The sequence below is a fragment of the Pseudomonas sp. BN606 genome (genome assembly GCF_029873115.1).
In the GTDB taxonomy this organism is placed as follows: domain Bacteria; phylum Pseudomonadota; class Gammaproteobacteria; order Pseudomonadales; family Pseudomonadaceae; genus Metapseudomonas.
In genome coordinates this window covers 282453-301889 of record NZ_SSOF01000077.1, presented here as the reverse complement: position 1 = coordinate 301889, position 19437 = coordinate 282453, and the positions used below count along the sequence as shown (strand labels likewise).

General features: G+C 65.1%; 12 protein-coding genes. 6 read left to right on the top strand and 6 right to left on the bottom strand.

Annotation, left to right across the window (positions count from 1 at the left end; translation table 11 throughout):
* Positions 1-2226, top strand: a 2226-nt coding sequence (locus E8E75_RS20320) for a cadherin-like domain-containing protein (protein ID WP_280359660.1), incomplete at its 5' end; no start/stop codon positions are given.
* Between the two features lie 65 nt (positions 2227-2291).
* On the opposite strand, the gene E8E75_RS20315 is transcribed toward E8E75_RS20320, so the two are convergent.
* Positions 2292-7196 carry an alpha-2-macroglobulin gene (locus tag E8E75_RS20315; RefSeq protein WP_153918056.1) on the bottom strand — a complete coding sequence of 1635 codons (4905 nt, stop codon included), beginning with the start codon at positions 7194-7196 and terminating at the stop codon, positions 2292-2294.
* 141 nt (positions 7197-7337) lie between these two features.
* Between E8E75_RS20315 and E8E75_RS20310 the strand changes: the two genes are divergently transcribed.
* Genes E8E75_RS20310 through E8E75_RS20300 form a run of 3 tightly spaced genes read left to right on the top strand, consistent with a single transcriptional unit; the run spans position 7338 to position 10234 of the window.
* The gene (locus E8E75_RS20310; RefSeq protein WP_153918058.1) at positions 7338-8687 is read left to right on the top strand and encodes an MATE family efflux transporter; all 1350 of its coding nucleotides are present in this window, start codon (positions 7338-7340) and stop codon (positions 8685-8687) included.
* 12 nt (positions 8688-8699) lie between these two features.
* Positions 8700-9737 (top strand): sensor domain-containing diguanylate cyclase, encoded by a 1038-nt coding sequence (locus E8E75_RS20305; protein ID WP_153918060.1) that lies wholly within the window; start codon positions 8700-8702, stop codon positions 9735-9737.
* 38 nt (positions 9738-9775) lie between these two features.
* On the top strand, positions 9776-10234 hold the full coding sequence (locus tag E8E75_RS20300) for a DUF2214 family protein (RefSeq protein WP_120654327.1): 459 nt from the start codon (positions 9776-9778) through the stop codon (positions 10232-10234).
* A gap of 59 nt (positions 10235-10293) precedes the next feature.
* On the opposite strand, the gene E8E75_RS20295 is transcribed toward E8E75_RS20300, so the two are convergent.
* The 5 genes from E8E75_RS20295 to E8E75_RS20275 form a co-directional block, all read right to left on the bottom strand.
* Positions 10294-10917, bottom strand: coding sequence for an NAD(P)H-dependent oxidoreductase (locus tag E8E75_RS20295; protein WP_153918062.1), 624 nt, complete (start codon positions 10915-10917; stop codon positions 10294-10296).
* Positions 10918-11137: 220 nt separating this feature from the next.
* Positions 11138-13051, bottom strand: coding sequence for an arginine decarboxylase (gene speA / locus E8E75_RS20290; RefSeq protein WP_120654325.1), 1914 nt, complete (start codon positions 13049-13051; stop codon positions 11138-11140).
* A 130-nt stretch (positions 13052-13181) separates the two neighbouring features.
* Complete coding sequence (locus E8E75_RS20285; protein ID WP_120654324.1) at positions 13182-13553, bottom strand: translation initiation factor Sui1; 372 nt, start codon at positions 13551-13553, stop codon at positions 13182-13184.
* 341 nt (positions 13554-13894) lie between these two features.
* Positions 13895-14422: an NUDIX hydrolase gene (locus E8E75_RS20280; RefSeq protein ID WP_120654323.1), complete on the bottom strand. Its 528-nt coding sequence runs from the start codon at positions 14420-14422 to the stop codon at positions 13895-13897.
* Positions 14422-15492 carry a DUF2333 family protein gene (locus E8E75_RS20275; RefSeq protein ID WP_120654322.1) on the bottom strand — a complete coding sequence of 357 codons (1071 nt, stop codon included), beginning with the start codon at positions 15490-15492 and terminating at the stop codon, positions 14422-14424. Before E8E75_RS20275 ends, E8E75_RS20280 begins: the two co-directional genes overlap by 1 nt.
* 282 nt (positions 15493-15774) lie before the next feature.
* On the opposite strand from E8E75_RS20275, the gene E8E75_RS20270 reads away from it, so the two are divergent.
* A complete protein-coding gene (locus E8E75_RS20270) occupies positions 15775-17391 on the top strand; it encodes a PleD family two-component system response regulator (protein WP_120654321.1) in 1617 nt (538 codons plus the stop codon).
* 74 nt (positions 17392-17465) lie between these two features.
* Entirely contained in the window at positions 17466-19430 is a 1965-nt protein-coding gene (locus E8E75_RS20265; protein WP_120654320.1) for a methyl-accepting chemotaxis protein, read from the top strand.
* Positions 19431-19437: the final 7 nt, after the last annotated feature.

Genomic DNA, 19437 nt, shown 5'->3' with positions numbered 1-19437 from the left:
TTGCTGCTCAACGCAGCGGACGTCGACGGCCCTGCCCTGACCGCCACCAATCTGCAAATCAGCTCCGGTAGCGGCAGCCTCGTCGATAACGGCGACGGTACCTGGAGCTATACGCCAGCACTGAACGACGACACCGACGTGAGCTTCAGCTACTCGGTGACCGACGGCCTACTCAGCACCGCCGGCAGCGCCACGCTGGATATCACCCCCGTCAACGATGCGCCCACCACCAGCGAAGTGACCCTGGAAGCCATCGCCGAAGACAGTGGTTCGCGCCTGATCACCCAGGCCCAATTGCTGCTCAACGCAGCGGACGTCGACGGCCCTGCCCTGACCGCCACCAATCTGCAAATCAGCGCCGGGAGCGGCAGCCTGGTTGATAACGGCGACGGTACCTGGAGCTATACGCCAGCACTGAACGACGACACTGCCGTGAGCTTCAGCTACTCGGTGACCGACGGCCTACTCAGTACCGCAGGTAGCGCCACGCTGGATATCACCCCCGTCAACGACGCCCCGGTCAATACCCTGCCCGGTGCCCAGACCACCCCGGCAGGAACTCCGAAGAGCATCAGCGGCCTGAGCATCGCTGATGTGGACGCCGCCTCAAGCAACCTGACTGTGACCTTCCAGGTCGCCCACGGCAGCCTGTCCGCCCAGTCCTTCTTGGGCGGCGCATCGATTACCGGCCTCAATACCTCGACACTTACCCTCAACGGAACGCTCACCCAGATCAACGCGACACTGGCCGCGAACATCAGCTACCTCTCCGCTGCCAACTTCAGCGGCGAAGACACGCTGACCATGACCACCAGCGATGGCGCTGCCAGCGACGTCGACAACCTGGGGATCACGGTCACAGCTACGCAGGTGAACGCCGCGCCGGTTGCGACCAACGATGTGCTCTACGTATCCAACAACACCGCTGCCTTCAATCCGGCCAATGGCACTGGCATCGTCTTCTCGGTCGCCGCCTTGCTGGGCAACGACGTTGATGTCGACGGGTCGTTCCTGTCCCTCATCGGTCTTGGTCAGGGAACAGGCGCGATTTCCGATGTGAAGTTCATCGAAGGCTCGAACAACAGCCTGATTACCTTCGCCAGCGGCAATAACCCGGCCGCCCCCTTTGGTACGTTCACCTACACCCTTTCGGACAATGCCGGCGGAACGGCCACCGGATCGGTAACGGTAAATCTCGTCTCCACCAACGGCAGCTCGAGCGTCAACCTTTCCGGCAACAGTTACCAGGCAGCGTTTCTCGACGGCGGCAGCAACGTGGACGCCCTGACCGGAGCGGCCGCGAGTGATCTGTTCGTCGGCGGGAATGGTGCGGACACGCTCATCGGCGGTAGTGGCGAAGATCGCCTGCGCGGGGGTGAAGACAACGACACGCTGGATGGCGGTGACGGCATCGATATGCTCGATTTCTCCGATGCCACCGGCTCAGTCACCTTCACCCTGAATCAGGGCAGCAATCCGGCTGCTGGCACCAACGGTTTCTGGAACACGGGAGCCCTGGCCGGAATCGGCACAGACACCTACAAGAACATGGAAGGCGTGATCGGTTCGCGCAACAACGACAACCTGACCGGCAGCAGCGGCAACGACATTCTCAGGGGCGGCAGCGGAAACGATGCCCTGGATGGTGGTGCCGGCAGCGACCTGCTCGATCTGTCGGACGCCACCGCAGCCCTCAACTTCACGCTGGTGCAGAGCAACAGCAACACCGTCGTCGATTTGTCCGCTGTTGGCCTGGGGTCCGACACCTACAAGAACATGGAAGGCCTGATCGGTTCGGCATTCAATGACAGCCTGACCGGCAGTGGCGGCGCCGACGAACTGCGTGGCGGTGCCGGCAACGACACGCTCGATGGCGGAACTGGCAATGATGTGCTGTACGGTGGCCTGGGCGCGGACGTGCTGATTGGCGGCGGCGGTACTGACCTGTTCAGGTTCAATAGCCTCAGCGAGGCTGAGGACCGCATCTCCGACTACAGCGCGGCCCAGGGAGACAAGCTCGATTTCTCGGGACTGCTCGGCACCAGCTTGCTGCCGCAAGCGATCGCCAACTACGTCAAGGCGGTGCAGGTAGGCAGCGACATCTCCGTGCAGGTGGATGTCGACGGCAATGGCGCAGGGGCGACGTTCGTTGAGGTGGTCACCATTACCGGGGTCCAACAGGTAACGGCGACCTTCGGGGGCGGCGACCACATCATTCCGAGCTGAGGGTCTTCCCCCTCTCCCCGACTGGGAAAGGGGGAATCACGTCTGGGCAGGGTATCCCTCTGCCCTTACTTGCCTCTTACCACCAGTTGCTCCGGCGCATCCCCGAGGGCCTGCCAGTTCGGGCGGTACATGGATTCCACCGTGGGCGGCGGAACGCGGTACTTGCCCGGGGTGACCGCGCGGGCCAGGTACAGCAGGTGGGTGGTGCCGTATTCGCCGACATCCAGGGCCGCTACATAGCGGTCGTCACGGAACTCCTGGTGCTTGATGGCGGCGTTCTGCATGGACTTCTGCCACTCCTTCACCGCACCGCTGGCGTCATCGAGGCTGGCGGCGCTCTGGGCGAGGTTCTGGTTTTCCAGCTCCAGGCCGGCGGGCAGCAGGTCCACTACCAGGGCATCAGGCACCCGTTCTTTCGCTTCGATGGTCAGGTGCACCAGCACCAGTTCACCGCTGTCCAGGGCGTTGAGGTCGAGGCGCTCGCCATTCGCGCCGAGGAACTCACGGCGGATCGACAGGTTTTCGCCGCCTGCGGCCGGAGCGGCCAGCGGATACCCGGAGAGGGTGAGTTGCTGGTACAGCGGTTCGGTACCGGTGGAAGCGATGTTCAGCGGCTCGACCAGCAGGGCGCCATCCAGCTTGATTCCCGGCATCTGGTTGCTCAGCTCGCGCTGCTGACCGCCCGCGCTGAGCTGTGCGCTCCAGTTCGGTTCGGGTTTGCCCAGCAGGCCACGTCCCGCCAGATAGAGTGCGTTGCGCTCCTGGGTGGACAGCCAGCGCTCGCCGGCTACCAGGTCGGCCAAGTCGAACAGGCGTTGCTCGCGTACGCCTGCAGCGAGGTCGTGCTCTTCCAGCAGGGCCAGGATCAGCGCCTGGTCGCGCAGAGGGCTGCCGTAGTCGGCCAGCCAGTCGTGGCTGTCACGCTGAATCCGCAGTCCCAGTTCAAGGGCCTGATCGGCGCGTGGTGCGTCGCCCATCAGCTGGAAGGCTACCACCAGTTGCACCAGCGGCAGACCGGAGCGGGCGTCGGCACGGCGTTCCCAGAGGCTGCGCAGTGCGCCCAGCGGCGCCTGCTGGCTGCGCGCCAGGACATAACCGGCATAAGCCTGTACGGCGAACCGGGTGTGGTCGGCATTCTGGCTGTAGCTGACCTCGATCAGGCTGCGCTCCTGCAGGTAACGCAGCAGGCGTTCGCTGGCTTTTTTCAGGGCTTCCGGTGGCACGGCGAAGCCCTGGTCGCGGGCGCGCAGGAGGAAGTCCGTGACGTAAGCGGTCAGCCAGTATTCCTCTTCGCTGTCGGCGCTCCACAGGCCGAAGCTGCCGTTATAGCGCTGCATGCCCAGCAGGCGCTCGATTCCCAGGTCGATGGATTTTCGGCGCGCGTCGTCCGGCTCGCCCTCCAGGCCGAGCCGCTTGAGGGACGCGGCGTCGGCGTACAGCGACGGGTACAGTCCGCTGGTGGTCTGTTCGGCACAACCGTAGGGATAGGCCTTGAGCGCGCGGACCTGTTCGCCGAGGTTCAGCGGCGGGCGACTGGAAAGCTGCAGCAGGGCCTCGCGGCCATCGGGTTCGTAGGCATCCAGGGTTCCAGCCGGCAGGCTCCAGCTATCGCCCTTGAGCACCGCACGGAACTGCTTGAGCTGGGCCGGATAGGCCGGTCGCACGCCGAGCGTCCATTCACGGCTGAACGGCGGCAGGTTCTCGCCAGGAAGCTCCAGTCCATTCACTGTCACCTTGAACTGACCCTGGCCATAGCCACCTACGGCACGCACGGGGATACGCAGGGTGGTGCGCTGGCCGTCGGCGAGCTGCACCGGCACGGCCTGGGTACCGCCGCTCTGGGTGAGGTCCAGTTGGCCGGCACTTTCCAGCTCGATGTCCAGCCGCTGGGGTTTGCCGGAGAGGTTGGTGAGGTCCAGCGCCAGGGTGGTCTGGTCGCCACCGGCGAGGAAACGCGGCGCAGCGAGTTCCGCCACCAGCGGCGCAGCCACCACCGTCTTCGCCTCGGCCATGCCGTAGCGCTCGTCGGTCCAGGCCTGGGCCATCAGGCGCAGCTCACCATTGAAGTCGGGAATGTCGACGCTGATTTCGCCCTGCCCCTGATCATCCAGGGTGACCGGCGCACTCTGCAGGGCGACTATGGTGACGCTGGTCTGCGGGCGCTTACCGCCACCGGCCAGCGCCGCGTCGCCACCGAAGGCCATGCTCGCCAGGCGGCCCTGTCCGGCTTCGATCAGTTGGCCGTAGACGTCGAGCTGGTCGGCGCCGTAGGCCTTGCGGCCGAACAGGCTGGCGAAGGGATCGGGCGTGGCATAGCTGGTGATATTGAGGATGCCCACGTCCACCGCGGCCACCAGAACGTTCACCGACTTCGGCACGCTGCCATCGGCGTTCTTCGCCTGCACCTGGATCTTCAGTGGCTGCTTGGGCCGCATCTTCTCCGGCGCGCTGAGCGTCAGCGCCAGCTTGCGCGGTGCCCGTTCCAGCGGCAGGTGCAGCAGGCCCACGGCGCGCTTGGGCGTGACACTGGCCTTGCGCTCGCCGGGGCGGATCACCAGGGCGCTGACATAGAGGTCGTGGCGCGCCCACTCCTTGGCGACCGGAATGTCGAAGCTCTTGCCTTCGGCGGGCACGTCGATGGGTTGCCACCACAGCGGGCCCTCGGCGGATTCCACCAACAGGTAACCGCTACCCGCGCTGGGCGGCGTAACAGTGACCTTGGCGGTGTCTCCAGCGGCATAGCCCGGCTTGTCCAGCGCCAGTTTCACCTGGTCGGGCCGTACCGCGCCGCCTTCGGCGTTGTCCTGCCAGCGGTAGCCGGCCCAGAAGCGCAGGCTGCTGGTGATACCGGTGGCCGGGTCTTCCACCTCCACGCGATAGGGGCCCCACTCCACCGGGAAGCTGACCTTCGCAGTACCGCCGGCCGCTACCTGCACCTGCTCTTCGGAGAGGTTCAGGTACTTCTCGTTGTAGTGGTAGGTCCAGCCGTCGCTCTCGGAGTAGTTCCAGTAGTAGTCGCGACGCTCGCGCACCAGGCGCACCTTGACGTTGTCAGCGGCCAGTTTGTTGCCTTCGGGGTCGGCGACCAGCAGCTCGAACTCGGCCACGCTGTCGGCATCGGTCTCCTCACCATCGAACAATGCACGCACGCCCGGCAGGCGATCGGCCGGCCACACAGGCTGCACCAGGCGACGGGTGATCGGGCGGCCGCCGGATTCCTGCAGGCTGGCCTGGAGGATCAGTTGCAAGGGCGATTTGGCCTCGGCCCAGCGGGTGTCGATGCTCAGTTCGGTCTTGCCGTCGGCATCGAGCTGGGTTTCGTCCACCTCGATGTCCTGCGCCAGTTCGCCCTCGGTCACCGATCCGAACTGGTAGCCGGGCAGCGCCTTCACCGCTTCGCGCAGCGGTCGCACATAGAGCTGGCCAGTCAGGCGGTTGCCCGAGGCCGGCGCGCCATAGAGGTAGCGGCCACTGACCTGGAAGCGGGCATTATCAGTGGGCGCGAAGGGCTGGTCGCTGCCCTTGAGTTCCAGCGCCATGCGCTCGGGCAGGAAGTCTTCCACGAGGAATTCGTAGAGCTGCGGCTTGCCATCCCCCAGGTCGAACAACAGTTGCCAGCGGCCGGTAGGCGCCTCGGCGGCGAGCGGCAACTGGTACTGGTAGAAACCGCCCTCTCCGGCTTCCCAGACGAAGCGGCGGCTGACCTGTTCATCGGGGCGGCGTACTTCGACGGTGACGGGCTGGTCCTTCACCGCCCGGCCATCGGCATCGCGCAGCAGCGCATTGAGCAGCACGGTCTCACCCGGACGATAGAGGTCGCGCGGGCCGAAGACGAAGAACTGCAGGGCGTGGCTGGCCGGACCGGCGATGTCGAACTCGGCCAGATCCAGCGCGGGTGCGGACAGGCGCAACAAGCTGGTCTGCTCGTCCTTGCGGGCGATCAGTACCTCGGCCTTGGGCGCCAGGGGGATTTCGGCGTGACCCTTGCCGTCGGTCTTGCCTTCGGCCAGCACGCGCCCCTCGCCGTCCAGCAGCTCCAGGGCGATATCGGCTTGCGCGGCGCCACCTTCCAGGGCCTGGGTGAAAACATCCAGGCGGTCGCTGTAGCGGTGGGCGGAAAGGCCGATGTCACTCAGGGTGAAAAGCGTCGCCGGGTTGGAATAGGCGTAGCTGCCTGACTCTTTCATCACCGCCAGGTAGACACCCGGTTGCTTCATCGGCTCGAGGTTGGCGATGGGTAGCAGCAGGGTCTCGCGTGTATTGCGCGCGGGCTTGAGATCGAAGCGACCGGTGTAGACCAGGTCGGCCATCTTCAGCAGCTCGCGAGCCTCCCACACATCCAGGGCGCCGCGCTTGCCCCAGCGGGCGAGGAAGCCCGGCAGGGATTCGGACTTCACGCGGAAGAAGTCCACATCCACCTTGTCGACGTTCAGCGCGATCACCGGCAGGCCTTCGGCGAGGCGCGTGGGCAGCAGCGAACCACGGCTGGCGAAGCCGACGGTCGCTTGCAGGTCGCGGGTTTCCAGGCGGGTGATGTGTTCGTCGGCGAGACGCGCGTCGTTCACCGCACGCAGGCCGGGGTCGATGGTCAGCACCAGCTTGCGCTTGGGCTCCAGGTGACGCAGGCGCAGCTCCATCAGGTTGTCGGAGAGCTCCCAGGCGCCGTCCACCTTGCCGTCCTTGCTGTCCACCAGGTGCAGGCGCTCGGCGAACGTCTGCTCCGGGTCCAGCGGCACAGAGAAGGTCACCGACAGCGCACTGGCGCCGTCGAGCTGCACTTCGGACACATCGATCACCTTCAGCTCACGGCCGGCGTAGCGCTTGGCCAGGGCCGCGGTGTCGACGGCCGGGCGCGCTGCCTGCTCGATTTCGGCAGGTGGCGACTTGCTCGCCGCTTGCTCGGGGGTGGAGGAATCGCAGGCGCTGAGCAGGCTCAGCACCACGGCCAGAAGTAGTCCTTTCTTCGGCATGGCAGGCTCTCGATGGGGAGTGCGTATAGGCGGCGAACTATAGACCAGCCCGGCGCTCCGGTGGCATCCGGATGACGGCAGGAGCGATGCGCCTCACGAAACGTCGCGCCGCTATACTGCGCGGCCTGACTGGAGCCCTGCATGAGCCTGTTCCTCGACGCCTGGCGGCACACCCCGACCCATCGAAAAGTCTGGGCACTGGCTGCCCCGATGATCCTCTCGAACATTTCCGTGCCCCTGGTCGCCCTGGTGGACAGCACAGTGGTTGGCCACCTGCCCCACGCCCACCAGTTGGCTGCAGTGGCAGTGGGCAGCACGTTGTACATGCTGCTGCTCGGCGTGCTGGGCTTCCTGCGCATGGGCACCACCGGGTTCGCCGCCCAGGCCGCCGGCCGTGCGGACGGTGGCACCTTGCGCCAGGTGTTGCTGCAGGGGCTGGGCATGGCGCTAGGGCTGGCGCTGCTGCTGGGCCTGCTGGCGGTGCCCTTCAGCGACCTGGCCCTGAAGTTGATGAACCCATCCACCGAGCTGGACACGCTGACCCGCGAGTTCTTCCACCTGCGCCTGCTCGGTCTTCCGGCGGCGCTGGCCAACTATGCCCTGGTCGGCTGGTTCCTCGGCACCCAGAACGCCCGCGCGCCGCTGGCCATCCTGCTGGGAACCAACCTCGCCAACATCGCCCTGGCGCTGTGGTTCGTCCTCGGTCTGGACTGGGGTGTAGCCGGCGCGGCACGGGCGGCAGTGATCGCCGAATGGAGCGGCGCGCTGATCGGGCTTGCGCTTACTCGCGGCGCCCTGCTGCGTTATCCCGGACGCATCGGCTGGCCTGCGCTGAAGCTGTGGCGCAACTGGCGGCCACTGCTGGCGGTGAACCGCGACATTTTCATCCGCTCCCTGGCGCTGCAGCTGGTGTTCTTCCTGCTGACCGTGCAGGGCACGCGGATGGGCGATGCAACGGTGGCGGCAAACGCCCTGCTGCTCAACGGCCTGCTGGTCACCGCTTACGCCCTGGATGGCCTGGCTCACGCGGTCGAGGCCCTGTGCGGCCACGCCATCGGCGCCGGTGATCGCCGGGCATTGCGCCGTTCGTTGCTGGTGGCCGGCGGCTGGTCGCTGCTGGCAAGCCTGGCCTTCGTGCTGTTCTTCGCCGTCGCTGGCGGGTTGTTCATCGACATGCAAAGCGATATCGCGGCAGTACGGGAAGTCGCGCACACCTACCTGCCCTATCTGGCGCTGTTGCCGCTGATCGCGGTCTGGAGCTACCTGCTGGACGGTCTTTTCATCGGTGCCACGCGGGCTCGCGAAATGCGCGACGCCATGCTGCTGGCAGTCACCCTTAGCCTGCCGTTGGGTTGGGGGCTACAGTTTCTCGGCAACCACGGACTCTGGCTGGCCTTCCTCGCCTTCATGGCGTTACGCGGGGTCAGCCTCGGCGCCGCTGCCTGGCGTCTGCAGAAGCACGACGCTTGGTTCGCCCGCCCTCATGGATAAGGAGAAGAAGACATGCTGGCCGCCCCATGCCACCCCGACGAAAAACGCCGTTTGCTGGCCCTGCAGAACCTGGAAGTGCTCGACACGCCCGCCGAACACTACCTGGATACCTTGGTACGCCTGACCCGCGACCTGTTCAACGTGGCCACTGTGCTGATCAGCCTGATCGACCGCGACCGCCAGTGGTTCAAGGCCCGCATTGGTCTGGAGGCAAGCGAAACGCCGCGGAACATTTCCTTCTGCGGCCACGCGATTCTCCAGGACGACCTGCTACTGGTGGAAGATGCCCGGCGCGACCCCCGCTTTGCGGACAATCCGCTGGTGCTTGGCCCGCCTTACCTGCGCTTCTATGCCGGACAGCCGATTTACTCCAGCGACGGCCAGCCCATCGGCACGCTTTGCCTGCTGGACCCGACACCCCGCCCGTTCAGCCGTTTCGACCGCACCCGCCTGCACGACCTGGCCACCCTCGCCCAGGGCTATCTGCAAATGCGCATGCTCAGCCAGCAGACCCTTCACCTGCGCGAGGCGGTGAACCGTGAGCAGCGCAAGGCCCAGGTGGACCCGCTGACCCAGCTGTGGAACCGCAGCGGCTTCAATCAGCTCTTCCCGCTGGAACAGGCCAAACTGCTGGGCAGCGATCTGCGTCTGGGCGTGATCTACTGCGACCTGGACCACTTCAAGAAGGTAAATGACCAGCATGGCCACGCCGCTGGCGACCAGGTGCTATGGGAAAGCGCCCGACGCATGAGCGCGGCGCTGCGACCCCAGGACCTACTGGCACGCCTGGGAGGCGAAGAGTTCGTCGCCCTGGTGGCCGTGCACGAAGAGGCGGAACTGATGCAGGTGGCCGAGCGCCTCCGCCGCGCCATCGAGCAGGACCCCATCGCCCTGGAAGGATTAGCCCTGGCGCAGACCGCCAGCTTCGGCGCAACCCTGGTGCAGGCCGGTGACACCCAGGCCAACGTGCTGGATCGGGCCGACCGCGGGCTGTACCTGGCCAAGCAGAATGGCCGCAACCGGGTGGAGTACCTCGCCCGGCAAGGATGACCATAACCACAACTGACCTGATGACCTGAGGAGTAACCATGGGACAAGCTGTCGCCGCTTACCTGCATTTCCTGTCGATTTTCGTGCTGTTCGCCCTGCTCACCCTGGAGCACCGTCTGTTCAAGTTGCCGCTCGACCTGGAGCGCGCCCGCAGCCTGGTGCGCGTCGACATGACCTATGGCGTGGCCGCCGGCGCAGTGCTGGTCACCGGCCTGGCGCGGGTTTTCTGGTACGACAAGGGCGTGGACTACTACCTGAACAACTCGATGTTTCACGCGAAGATGGGCCTGTTCGCACTGATCGCCCTGCTTTCAGGCTTCCCCACTTTCGTTTTCCTCAACTGGCGCAATGCACTGAAAGCCGGCCAGGTACCTGAGGTCAGCCCCGGCAAGGCCAAGGCGGTGATCATGGTTATCCGCCTGGAGCTGTTGCTGGCGCTGCTGATGCCGCTGTTCGCGGTGCTGATGGCGCGCGGCTATGGCGTGATCGGCAACTGAGGCTGATGCGGCGCCTGGCTCCCCGCAGGGTGCGCTGGAGGTGAGTGGCGTCTCCGCCCCTACAGCACCACATCCGGGAAGGGTTCGGGGGCGAAGACCGGATTGAACGAAAGGCGCTCCCGCGCTTGCTGCAGGGCAGCGGCCACCGCTTCGTCGCCGTCGGCCAGGCCCTGCAGGTGGATGTACTCCACATGGTGCAGGCCGATGATGCCCAGCACATGGCGCAGGTAGGGCGAGAGGAAATCCATCTGCTTGGCCTTGGCGCCCAGGTAGTGCCCGCCGGAACTCAACACCACGAAAGTTGGCCGGTCCTCCAGCAAACCCTCGCGCTGGCCGTTGTGGATCTCGAAGGTGCGACGGATGCGCACGACGTAATCCAGCCAGAGTTTCAGCGCCGCCGGCACCATGTAGTTGTGCATCGGTGTGGAGATCAGCAGGTAATGGCTGCGCTCCAGCTCGCCGATCAACTGCTCGGAAATGGCGAAGTGCTCGTCCGCGCAATCCGACTTGCCCACCACCGCTTCGGCGTAACCCGCACAAAGGGGCGGCAGCGGTTCACGCACCAGGTTACGGACGATCACCTCGGCCTTTGGATGGATGCGCCGGGCCATTTCCCGGGCCAGTTGGCCGCCGGGCGAGGCCTGGTCATTGGGGCTGCATTCGAGCAGAAGGACGCGTGGCATTGGCAAAGCTCCCGACAAGTTGAGAAATGCTCGCAAGGATGAAAGCGCCGGATCGGGAATTTTGCCAGGGGTTTTGTCGGGTGTGCGCAGATTGGCGTCCATGAAAAAGCCCGGCACATAGCCGGGCTTTTTCATTCATCAGTGAGCCTGTTCACGACGCGCAGCGGAGATGTTGGGCTTCGCTTCGCCCTGCACCAACCTACGGGTCGCTTCACACCTATCAGGAAGACAGATAGGAGGAGCGGGTCAGCCCCAGACGCAGGGCGTCAACGTACTGGGTACGCTCGCGTGGGCTCAGCTTGGCGCTGGATACCTTGTCGCGATACAGGGCCATCAACTCCTCGGGCGACAGGTGCACGTAGCGCAACATGTCTTCGATGGTGTCATGGGTTTCGATACCGGCGTGGTAAACGCTGCCGTCGTCGTGCTGGTAGACGTTCACCGAGTCGGTGTCGCCGAACAGGTTGTGCATGTCGCCGAGGATTTCCTGGTAGGCGCCCACCAGGAATACGCCCAGCAGGTAGTCCTCGCCTTCGCGCACGTCATGCACCGGCATGCTGGTCTCGATGCTCTGCTCGTCGACGTACTGGTTGATCTTGCCGTCGGAGTCGCAGGTCAGGTCCTGCAGCACAGCGCGGCGCAGCGGTTCCTCGTCAAGGCGATGCAGCGGGATGATCGGCAGTACCTGGCCGATAGCCCAGGTGTCCGGCAGGCTCTGGAACACCGAGAAGTTGCAGATGTACTTCTCCGCGAGCTTGTCGTTCAGCTCGTCGAGCACCTGGCGATGGGAACGCTGGCGCGCCTTGAGCTGATTGTGCAGGCGACGGCAGATGGCGAAGTAGGTCTGCTCGGCGAGGGCCTTCTCGGCGAGGGTCAGTTTGCCCTCGGCGTACTGAGTAGCAGCATCCCCCATGTAGTGAGTGGCACGCCAGTAGGTCTCGGTGACCATCTCGGCATCGGTTGGGCCGAGCATGTCCATCAGCCAGCGCACGATCTCCGGCTGTTCGGCAGCGTTGTCGATTTGCGGCACGGCGTCATTGTGGCGCTCGACGTCGGTCACCTGCATCACCAGCACGGCGTGGTGCGCAGTCATGGCGCGGCCGCTCTCGGAGAAGATATGCGGGTGCGGCAGGCCCTGGGCGTCGCAGAACTCCTTGAGCATGCCCACCACCACGCCGGCGTAATCGTCCATGTCGTAGTTGATGGAGCTGGCGTTGCGCGAGTGGGTGCCGTCGTAGTCCACGCCGAGGCCACCGCCGACGTCGATGTGGTCGACCGGCAGGCCGAGGTTGCGCAGCTCCGCGTAGTAACGGATGGCTTCCTTGAAACCGTGCTGGTAGTCGGCGAGGTTGGCGATCTGCGAGCCCATGTGGAAGTGCAGCAGGCGCACGCCCTGATCCAGGCCGGCCTTGCGGAAGCGTTCCACCACCGAAAGGATCTGCGCGGCGGAAAGACCGAACTTGGATTTCTCGCCACCGGTGTCGGCCCACTTGGACGAGGCCAGGGACGACAGCCGCACGCGCAGGCCCACCTGAGGCGCGACCTTGAGCTCGGCGGCGACGTCGATGACGTACTCCACCTCGGCTTCCTTCTCGATGACGATGAAGACGTTGTGGCCGAGCTTCTGGCCCATCAACGCGAGACGAATGAACTCTCGGTCCTTGTAGCCGTTGCAGACGATGGTGCCGCCCTTGGGCGCCAGTGCCAGTACGGCCAGCAGCTCGGGCTTGGAGCCTGCCTCTAGGCCGATGGAAACGTTCTGGGTAGCGATGATGTTTTCCACCACCGCTTCCTGCTGGTTGACCTTGATCGGGTACAGGGCGGTGTAGCGGCTTTGATACTCCAGTCGCTCGATGTTGGCATCGAACGCACCGGTCAGTTGGCGCACGCGGTCCTGCAGGATATCCGGGAAGCGCACCAGCAGCGGCAGGGACAGGCCCGCTTCGCGCAGGTCGCCGACGATGTCGTAGAAGTCCACCGGCTCGCTGCCGGCTCCACGCGGGCGCACTTCGACGCGGCCCGCTTCGTTGATTGCGAAATAGCCGGCCCCCCAATGGCGAATACCATAGACACTGCGGCTGTCGGCCACGGTCCAGCTAGTGCCATCGTCCTTGCGCGTGCGTCGTGCAGACATCGGTTTCCCCCTATGGGATAGAAAAGCGCCATGCCCGCCGGATCATGCCGGGGGCTTGGACAGGTTAATTCGGTCGTGTGACGTTGGAGTGTTGACCGCTGCTCTGACGGTCAGTTTAGAAAGCCGTGGCTCAGCCGCCGGATTTCTTGGCCTTGAAGCCGCGCTTGGCGAGTTCTTCAAGCAACAGGTCCACGTGGTCGCCCTGGATCTCGATCACGCCGTCCTTCAAGGCTCCACCCGTCCCGCAGCGACGCTTGAGCGCGGTAGCCAACTCCTTCAGGGCGTCCTCGGCCAGCGGCACGCCGCTGACGGAGGTGACGGTCTTGCCGCCACGACCCTTGGTTTCACGGCGCACGCGGGCAATGCCATCGCCAGCAGGCACGACGGCTTGCTTGCAGATGCACGCATCGATGGGTTGGCGGCAATCCGGGCAATGCCGGCCGCTGTCGGTGGAGTACACCAGGCCGCCCAGGGCGGCAAAGGACGAAGCTTTCTTGACCACCGGCTTTCCTCGTAGGGGTCAGGATAGCGACTGGTCGGCGGGGAGCCGACCGCGAAGCCCCACTCTGGCAGGGGCAGCGCACCCGGTATGTGGCCGGGCTTGAAAGGCGGCGAAATTTATCAGCATTCGCAGCGAATGCTAAGTACGAAAATGCGCCATTGATCGACAGATTGGCGACCTCGTGCAGCATCCCGCACGGAAGGGTCCGAGATTCTGCACAAACCCACGCCTGACGCGGGTTTGGGGCGGGCCTTTGGCCAAGCGGGAACGACTACCCCCCCCTGGTAGGAGCGAGCTTGCTCGCGAAGGGTTCGCCAGCAAGCGGGCTCCTACCGGAGCATTCACGTATGTGATGCCAGGTAAAGCTGTAACGCCTTGAGGGAGTCCGGGCAGCAAGGAGTCAGGGAAAGCGCCTCATCCACCGACATGAAGCGTGCCTCCATCACCTCTTCCGGCTGCAACTTCAGCGGTGCATCGGAGACGACGGAGAACACCGCGCCCCAGAGACGATTGCCCGGCTCGTCGAAATAGAAGCGGCCATGCTCGCGCAGCGAAACCCCGCCAACGCCGAGCTCTTCTTCCAGCTCACGGGCCGCCGATTCGGCGTAGCCCTCACCTTCCTGCACCATGCCGCCGGCAGCCACATCCCAGTAGCCCGGATAAAGCGCCTTGCTCAGCGTGCGGCGATGCACGCAGAGCTGGCCGGCGGAGTTGAACAGGAGAATGAACGTGCCTCGGGAAATCAATCCGCGCTCTCTCAGCTGGGCGCGGGGCAGGCCGCCGAGGGGGCGATCCTGCTCATCGACCCAGGCCACTTGCTCGGCGTCGGAGGCGGCGCGATGGGCCGCCTCGCGATCGTCCATGGCCATCAGCCCTGCTCCAGCAACTGACGGAGGTCGATTACAGCGGCGTTGGCACGGGAGATGTAGTTGGCCATCACCAGCGAGTGGTTGGCCAGCACGCCGTAGCCGCTGCCGTTGAGCACCATCGGGCTCCACAGGGGCTCCTGGGCGGCCTCCAGTTCACGGATGATCTGGCGCACGCTGATGGTGGCGTTCTTCTTCGCCAGCACGTCGGCGAAGTCGACTTCGATGGCGCGCAGGATGTGGGACAGCGCCCAGGCCTGGCCGCGGGCTTCATAGAAGACGTTGTCGATCTGCAGCCAGGGCGTCTCGACGATCTCCTCGCTCACCTCCGGCACCTTGCCGGTGGCGGCGGCGGCTTCCGGGCTGATGTCGGTGTTCAAGCGCACCCGGCCAACGCTGGCGGACAGGCGCTGGGACAGCGAACCGAGGCGAGTGGCGACGTCGCCCAACCAGTTGTTCAGGTTGTCGGCACGGGTATAGAACTGTGCGCTGGGTTGCTTGGGATCGGACAGGCGCGCCAGGTAGCGGTCCAGCGAACGGATGCCTTCCTTGTACTCGGACTCGGACGCGGGCAGCGCCCAGCTCTTGTTGTCGAAGTTGAAGCGCGGCTCGGCCTTGGCCAGGTCCGGATCCTCGGTGGACTGCGACTGGGAGCGGGCGAAGTCCTTACGCAGGGCGCGGGACAGGTCGCGCACCTGCACCAGTACGCCGTATTCCCAGCTGGGCATATTGTCCAGCCAGAGGCCGGGTGGGGCGAGGTCGTTGGAGAGGTAACCGCCGCTCTTGTCGAGCAGGGTCTGCCCCACGGTCTTCAGGGTTTCCACGGTGGTGTAGCCACTGACCATCTGCCGGCCGGCACGCTCGGCGGCTGCCTGGGCGTTCTGCTGCACTGGGAAGAGATCGGGCTCGCTGCTCCAGTACCAACCCACCACGACACAGGCGAGCAGGTAGATCGCCAGCAGGCTGCCAAGGGCACGACTCAGCCAGATGCCACCGAGGTAGCTGCGTACATCGTCAACCGAATCATCGACGCGCTCACGCGCATCGCCCATACGCTTCTTCCAGTCCAGCATGGCAGTGTCCTTCGAATTTCGATCAGCACGGATAGGTTCGACCGCGTTACGCCCGGAGCGTTGCGGCCAAGTCCTGCACTATAAGTGATGCGCAGGCGCGGCGCAGTGCCCGCGAACCAAACCAACCGCCGGTGCACGCGGTGTTTCCGGGTCCTTGGCGACTTGCTGACGGTATTTACCTGACGTACCCCGCAAAATCGGGACAGATGGCACTGGCGTACCGCCTACAAGGTGATAGCATGGCGCCATCATCTAGATCGTCTCCAGGCGACATCCCCGGCCATGACCGAGCACGAAGATCCCAGCCGCGACCGACTCAAGAACCACTTCGCCCAGCGAGTAATCAACCAGGCGCGGCATGTTCTGGAGATCTGGCAGCGCCTGCAACGCAGCGAGTGGAGCACGGCCTGCATGACCGAGCTGGCCGAGGCCAGCCTCAACCTGCAGCGCTACGCCGAACGCTTCGAACAGCCGGAGCACACGCGCCTGGCCGTGGCCATTGGCAGATGCTTGCGTGGCGTGGAAGAGAATCGCGGCCGGCTGTCCAGCGACCTGATCACCGAACTCAGCCTGTTGATGCAGCGCCTGTCGCGCACCGGGTTGCGGCATGGCGACCAGTTCGAGCAGACCTTCCTTCCGCCCTTGCGCAAGCCGGTGTACCTGGCTCTGCAAAGCGAGGACCGTGCCGAACGCCTGACCCAGCAACTGGAGTTCTTCGGCCTCAACGCCCAGCTCTGCGAGAGCGCCAACGCCTTCCGCTCGGCCATGGCCGAACGGCATCCGGCTGCGATCGTGCTGGAAGTAGACTTTTCCGGCCCCGGCAAGGGCCTGGATCTGGCACGCGAAGCCCAGCAAGGGCTGGAGCAGAAGCTGCCGATCATTTTCTTCAGCCATGAAGAAGCGGATGCACCAACGCGCCTGGCAGCAGTGCGTGCCGGCGGCCAGGAATTTTTCACCGGCGCCCTGGATGCCTCCAGCCTGCTGGAAAAACTGGAAACCCTGACCCGCACCGCCCACTACGATCCCTTCAAGGTGCTGGTGGTGGACGACTCCCGCGCCCAGGCCACCCACACCGAGCTGATCCTCAACTCCGCCGGCATCGTCACCCGCGTCATCACCGAGCCGGTGAAGACCCTGCTGGCCCTGGCCGAATTCCAGCCGGACCTGATCATCCTCGACATGTACATGCCCGAATGCCTGGGTACCGAGCTGGCCAAGGTGATTCGCCAGCACGAGCGCTATGTAAGCGTGCCGATCATCTACCTGTCGGCGGAGGATGACCTCAACAAACAGCTGGATGCGATGAGCGAAGGCGGCGACGACTTTCTGACCAAGCCGATCAAGCCGCGCCACCTGATCGCGACGGTCCGTACTCGCGCCAAGCGGGCTCGCAGCCTGAAGGCACGCATGGTGCGCGACAGCCTCACCGGGCTGTTCAATCACACCCATACGCTGCAACTGCTGGAGGACGCCTGCTCCCGCGCCCGCCGGGAAGGCAAGCCGCTGTGCTTCGCCATGCTCGATATCGATCACTTCAAGAAGGTCAACGACACCTATGGCCATCCCATGGGCGACCGGGTGATCAAGAGCCTTGCGCTGTTCCTCAAGCAGCGCCTGCGCAAGACCGACCATATCGGCCGCTACGGTGGCGAGGAATTCGCGGTGGTCCTGCCGGATACCGATCTCGACGCGGCCCATCGCGTGCTGGAGGAAATCCGCCGGCGCTTCGCGGAGATCCGCTACCCGGCCCAGCCCCACGACCTGTCCTGCACTTTCAGCTGCGGTATTGCCCAACTGCATGACGACCTCGATATCAACCAGCTGTCCAAGCAGGCGGACGAAGCGCTCTATTGCGCCAAGCACGGCGGTCGTAATCGGGTTGAGCTGCACCGCGACTGAGAACCGTCGTCACGGGACTGTCACCAAACAGCAATATCATCTAGCCATCCCCTCAGCTGTCTGTCGAGGACGCGATGCGCCTGAAACTGCTCACCAACCTCATTACCTTGCTGCTGGTCACCGTGTGCCTGGCATTGGGAGCCACGCTCTGGTGGTCGCAGCGGGCACTTGAACGCCCCTATCAACTCATGGAGCAGTACCTGGACCTGGCCCAGCGTTTCCAGGGTGAGGTGGTGGACAACGTTCAGGCCTACCTCAACAGCGGCGATGCGTTGCGTCACAGTGCCGCCGCCCAGGGCATCGACAGCCTGGAGCAACGCCTCGCCCAGCTCCCGAGCGAACTGACCCAGGACCTGCTCCCCAGCTTTGTTGAGCTGCGCGAATTCACGCGCGACGAACTGCTCGCAGCCGGCAAGCTGGCAGGTGATCCCCAGGGCCTGCTGATCCAGGCCGAGCGGGAAATCGCCGGCTCCCTCGACCAGCTCGCCCAGTACGCCGACTCCGCCAGCTCGCCGCCTGCCAGCGATTATCGAGCCCCCTTGTTCGCCGCCGCCCAGCACCTCAACCGCCTCAGCCAGGCCCGCGCGAAGCTGGTGGCCAGCGGGCGCGACGAACTGGCCGCCGACGTCGAGCGCGAACTGGAGGCACTCGGTCGTGACAGCGCCCGGCTGGACCAACTGCCCCTGCTCGGCGTGGCCGACAGCAGCAATTCGGCCGCCGATGACTTCGCCGCGATGATGGGCCTGGAAAGCAGCAATGAAACCAGCCAGACCGAAGATCGCGGCATCGCCCTCAAGCGTGAACTGGCCGGTCTGCTCAAGCGTTATCCGGGCGAACTGGCGCGCACCCGCGACCTGATCCAGCGGCGCAGCGAACTCGCCGCTGCCACCACCCAGCGCGTGGATGCCCTGCAAACCGCACTGGCCGCCCTGGAGCCCGAAGTGCGTGCCGAACACGGTCGCATCCAGGCTGAAGTGCGGGTCATGCAAGGCCTGATGATCGGCCTGATTCTGCTCATCGCCCTGTGCATCGACCGCATCCAGCGCCGCCTGACCCAGGTGCTCGGGCGTCTGGTCAGCGCCCTGGGAGCCTGGGCCGCCGGCGATTTCAGCCGCCCCATAGCCCTGGGCTCCCGCACGCTCGACCTGCGTCGCATCGAAGACTCGCTCAATCGCCTGCGCGACTATCTCGGCGAACTGGTGGGCACCATTCGCCAGCACGCCGAGAAAGTCGCCGGCAGCAGCAGCACCCTGGCCGAGCTGAACAACGGACTCCACGCCGGCGCCGAGGACCAGGCGGGCGGCACCGCACAGATCCGCGATGCCCTGGGCGAACTGGAAAACACTATCCAACAGGTGGCCGGCGATGCCAGCCTGGCCGCCGATGCCAGCCGCGATGCCGGTCTGGCCGTGGAACAGGGCCAGAGCGTGATCGACCAGAGCCTGGCCGGACTTCACCAACTGGTGGGCGAAGTGCAGAACAACGCCCAGGCCGTGGAGCGCCTGGCGGAAGAGACCGAAACCATCGACAAGGTGCTGACGGTGATCCGTGGCATCGCCGAGCAGACCAACCTGCTGGCGCTCAACGCCGCCATCGAGGCCGCTCGGGCGGGTGAAATGGGCCGCGGCTTCGCAGTGGTCGCCGAGGAAGTGCGCTCCCTTTCCCAGCGCACTGCGGGGGCCACGGCTGAAATCCAGCAGCTGATCGCTCGCCTCCAGCAGGCTGCACGGCAATCGGTCGACGCCATGCGTATCCAGGTCGAACATGCCGAAGCCAGCGCCGAACAGGCCGCCGCCGCCGACGGCGCACTGGTGGAAGTGGTCAGTGCGATTCGCACGATCGCCAGCATGGCCGAACGGATTGCCGACGCCACTGCCCAGCAGAGCGGCGCAGTCAGCGAAATCCGCGACCACAGCGAACAGATCCACCAGCTCGGCGGCAGCAACCTCGCGCGCATTGACGAAAGCCGCAGCCAAGGCGAACGCCTGCTGCGCCTGGGGGGTGAATTGCACACGGCCGTGCAGGCCTTCCGCGTCTGACGAAACG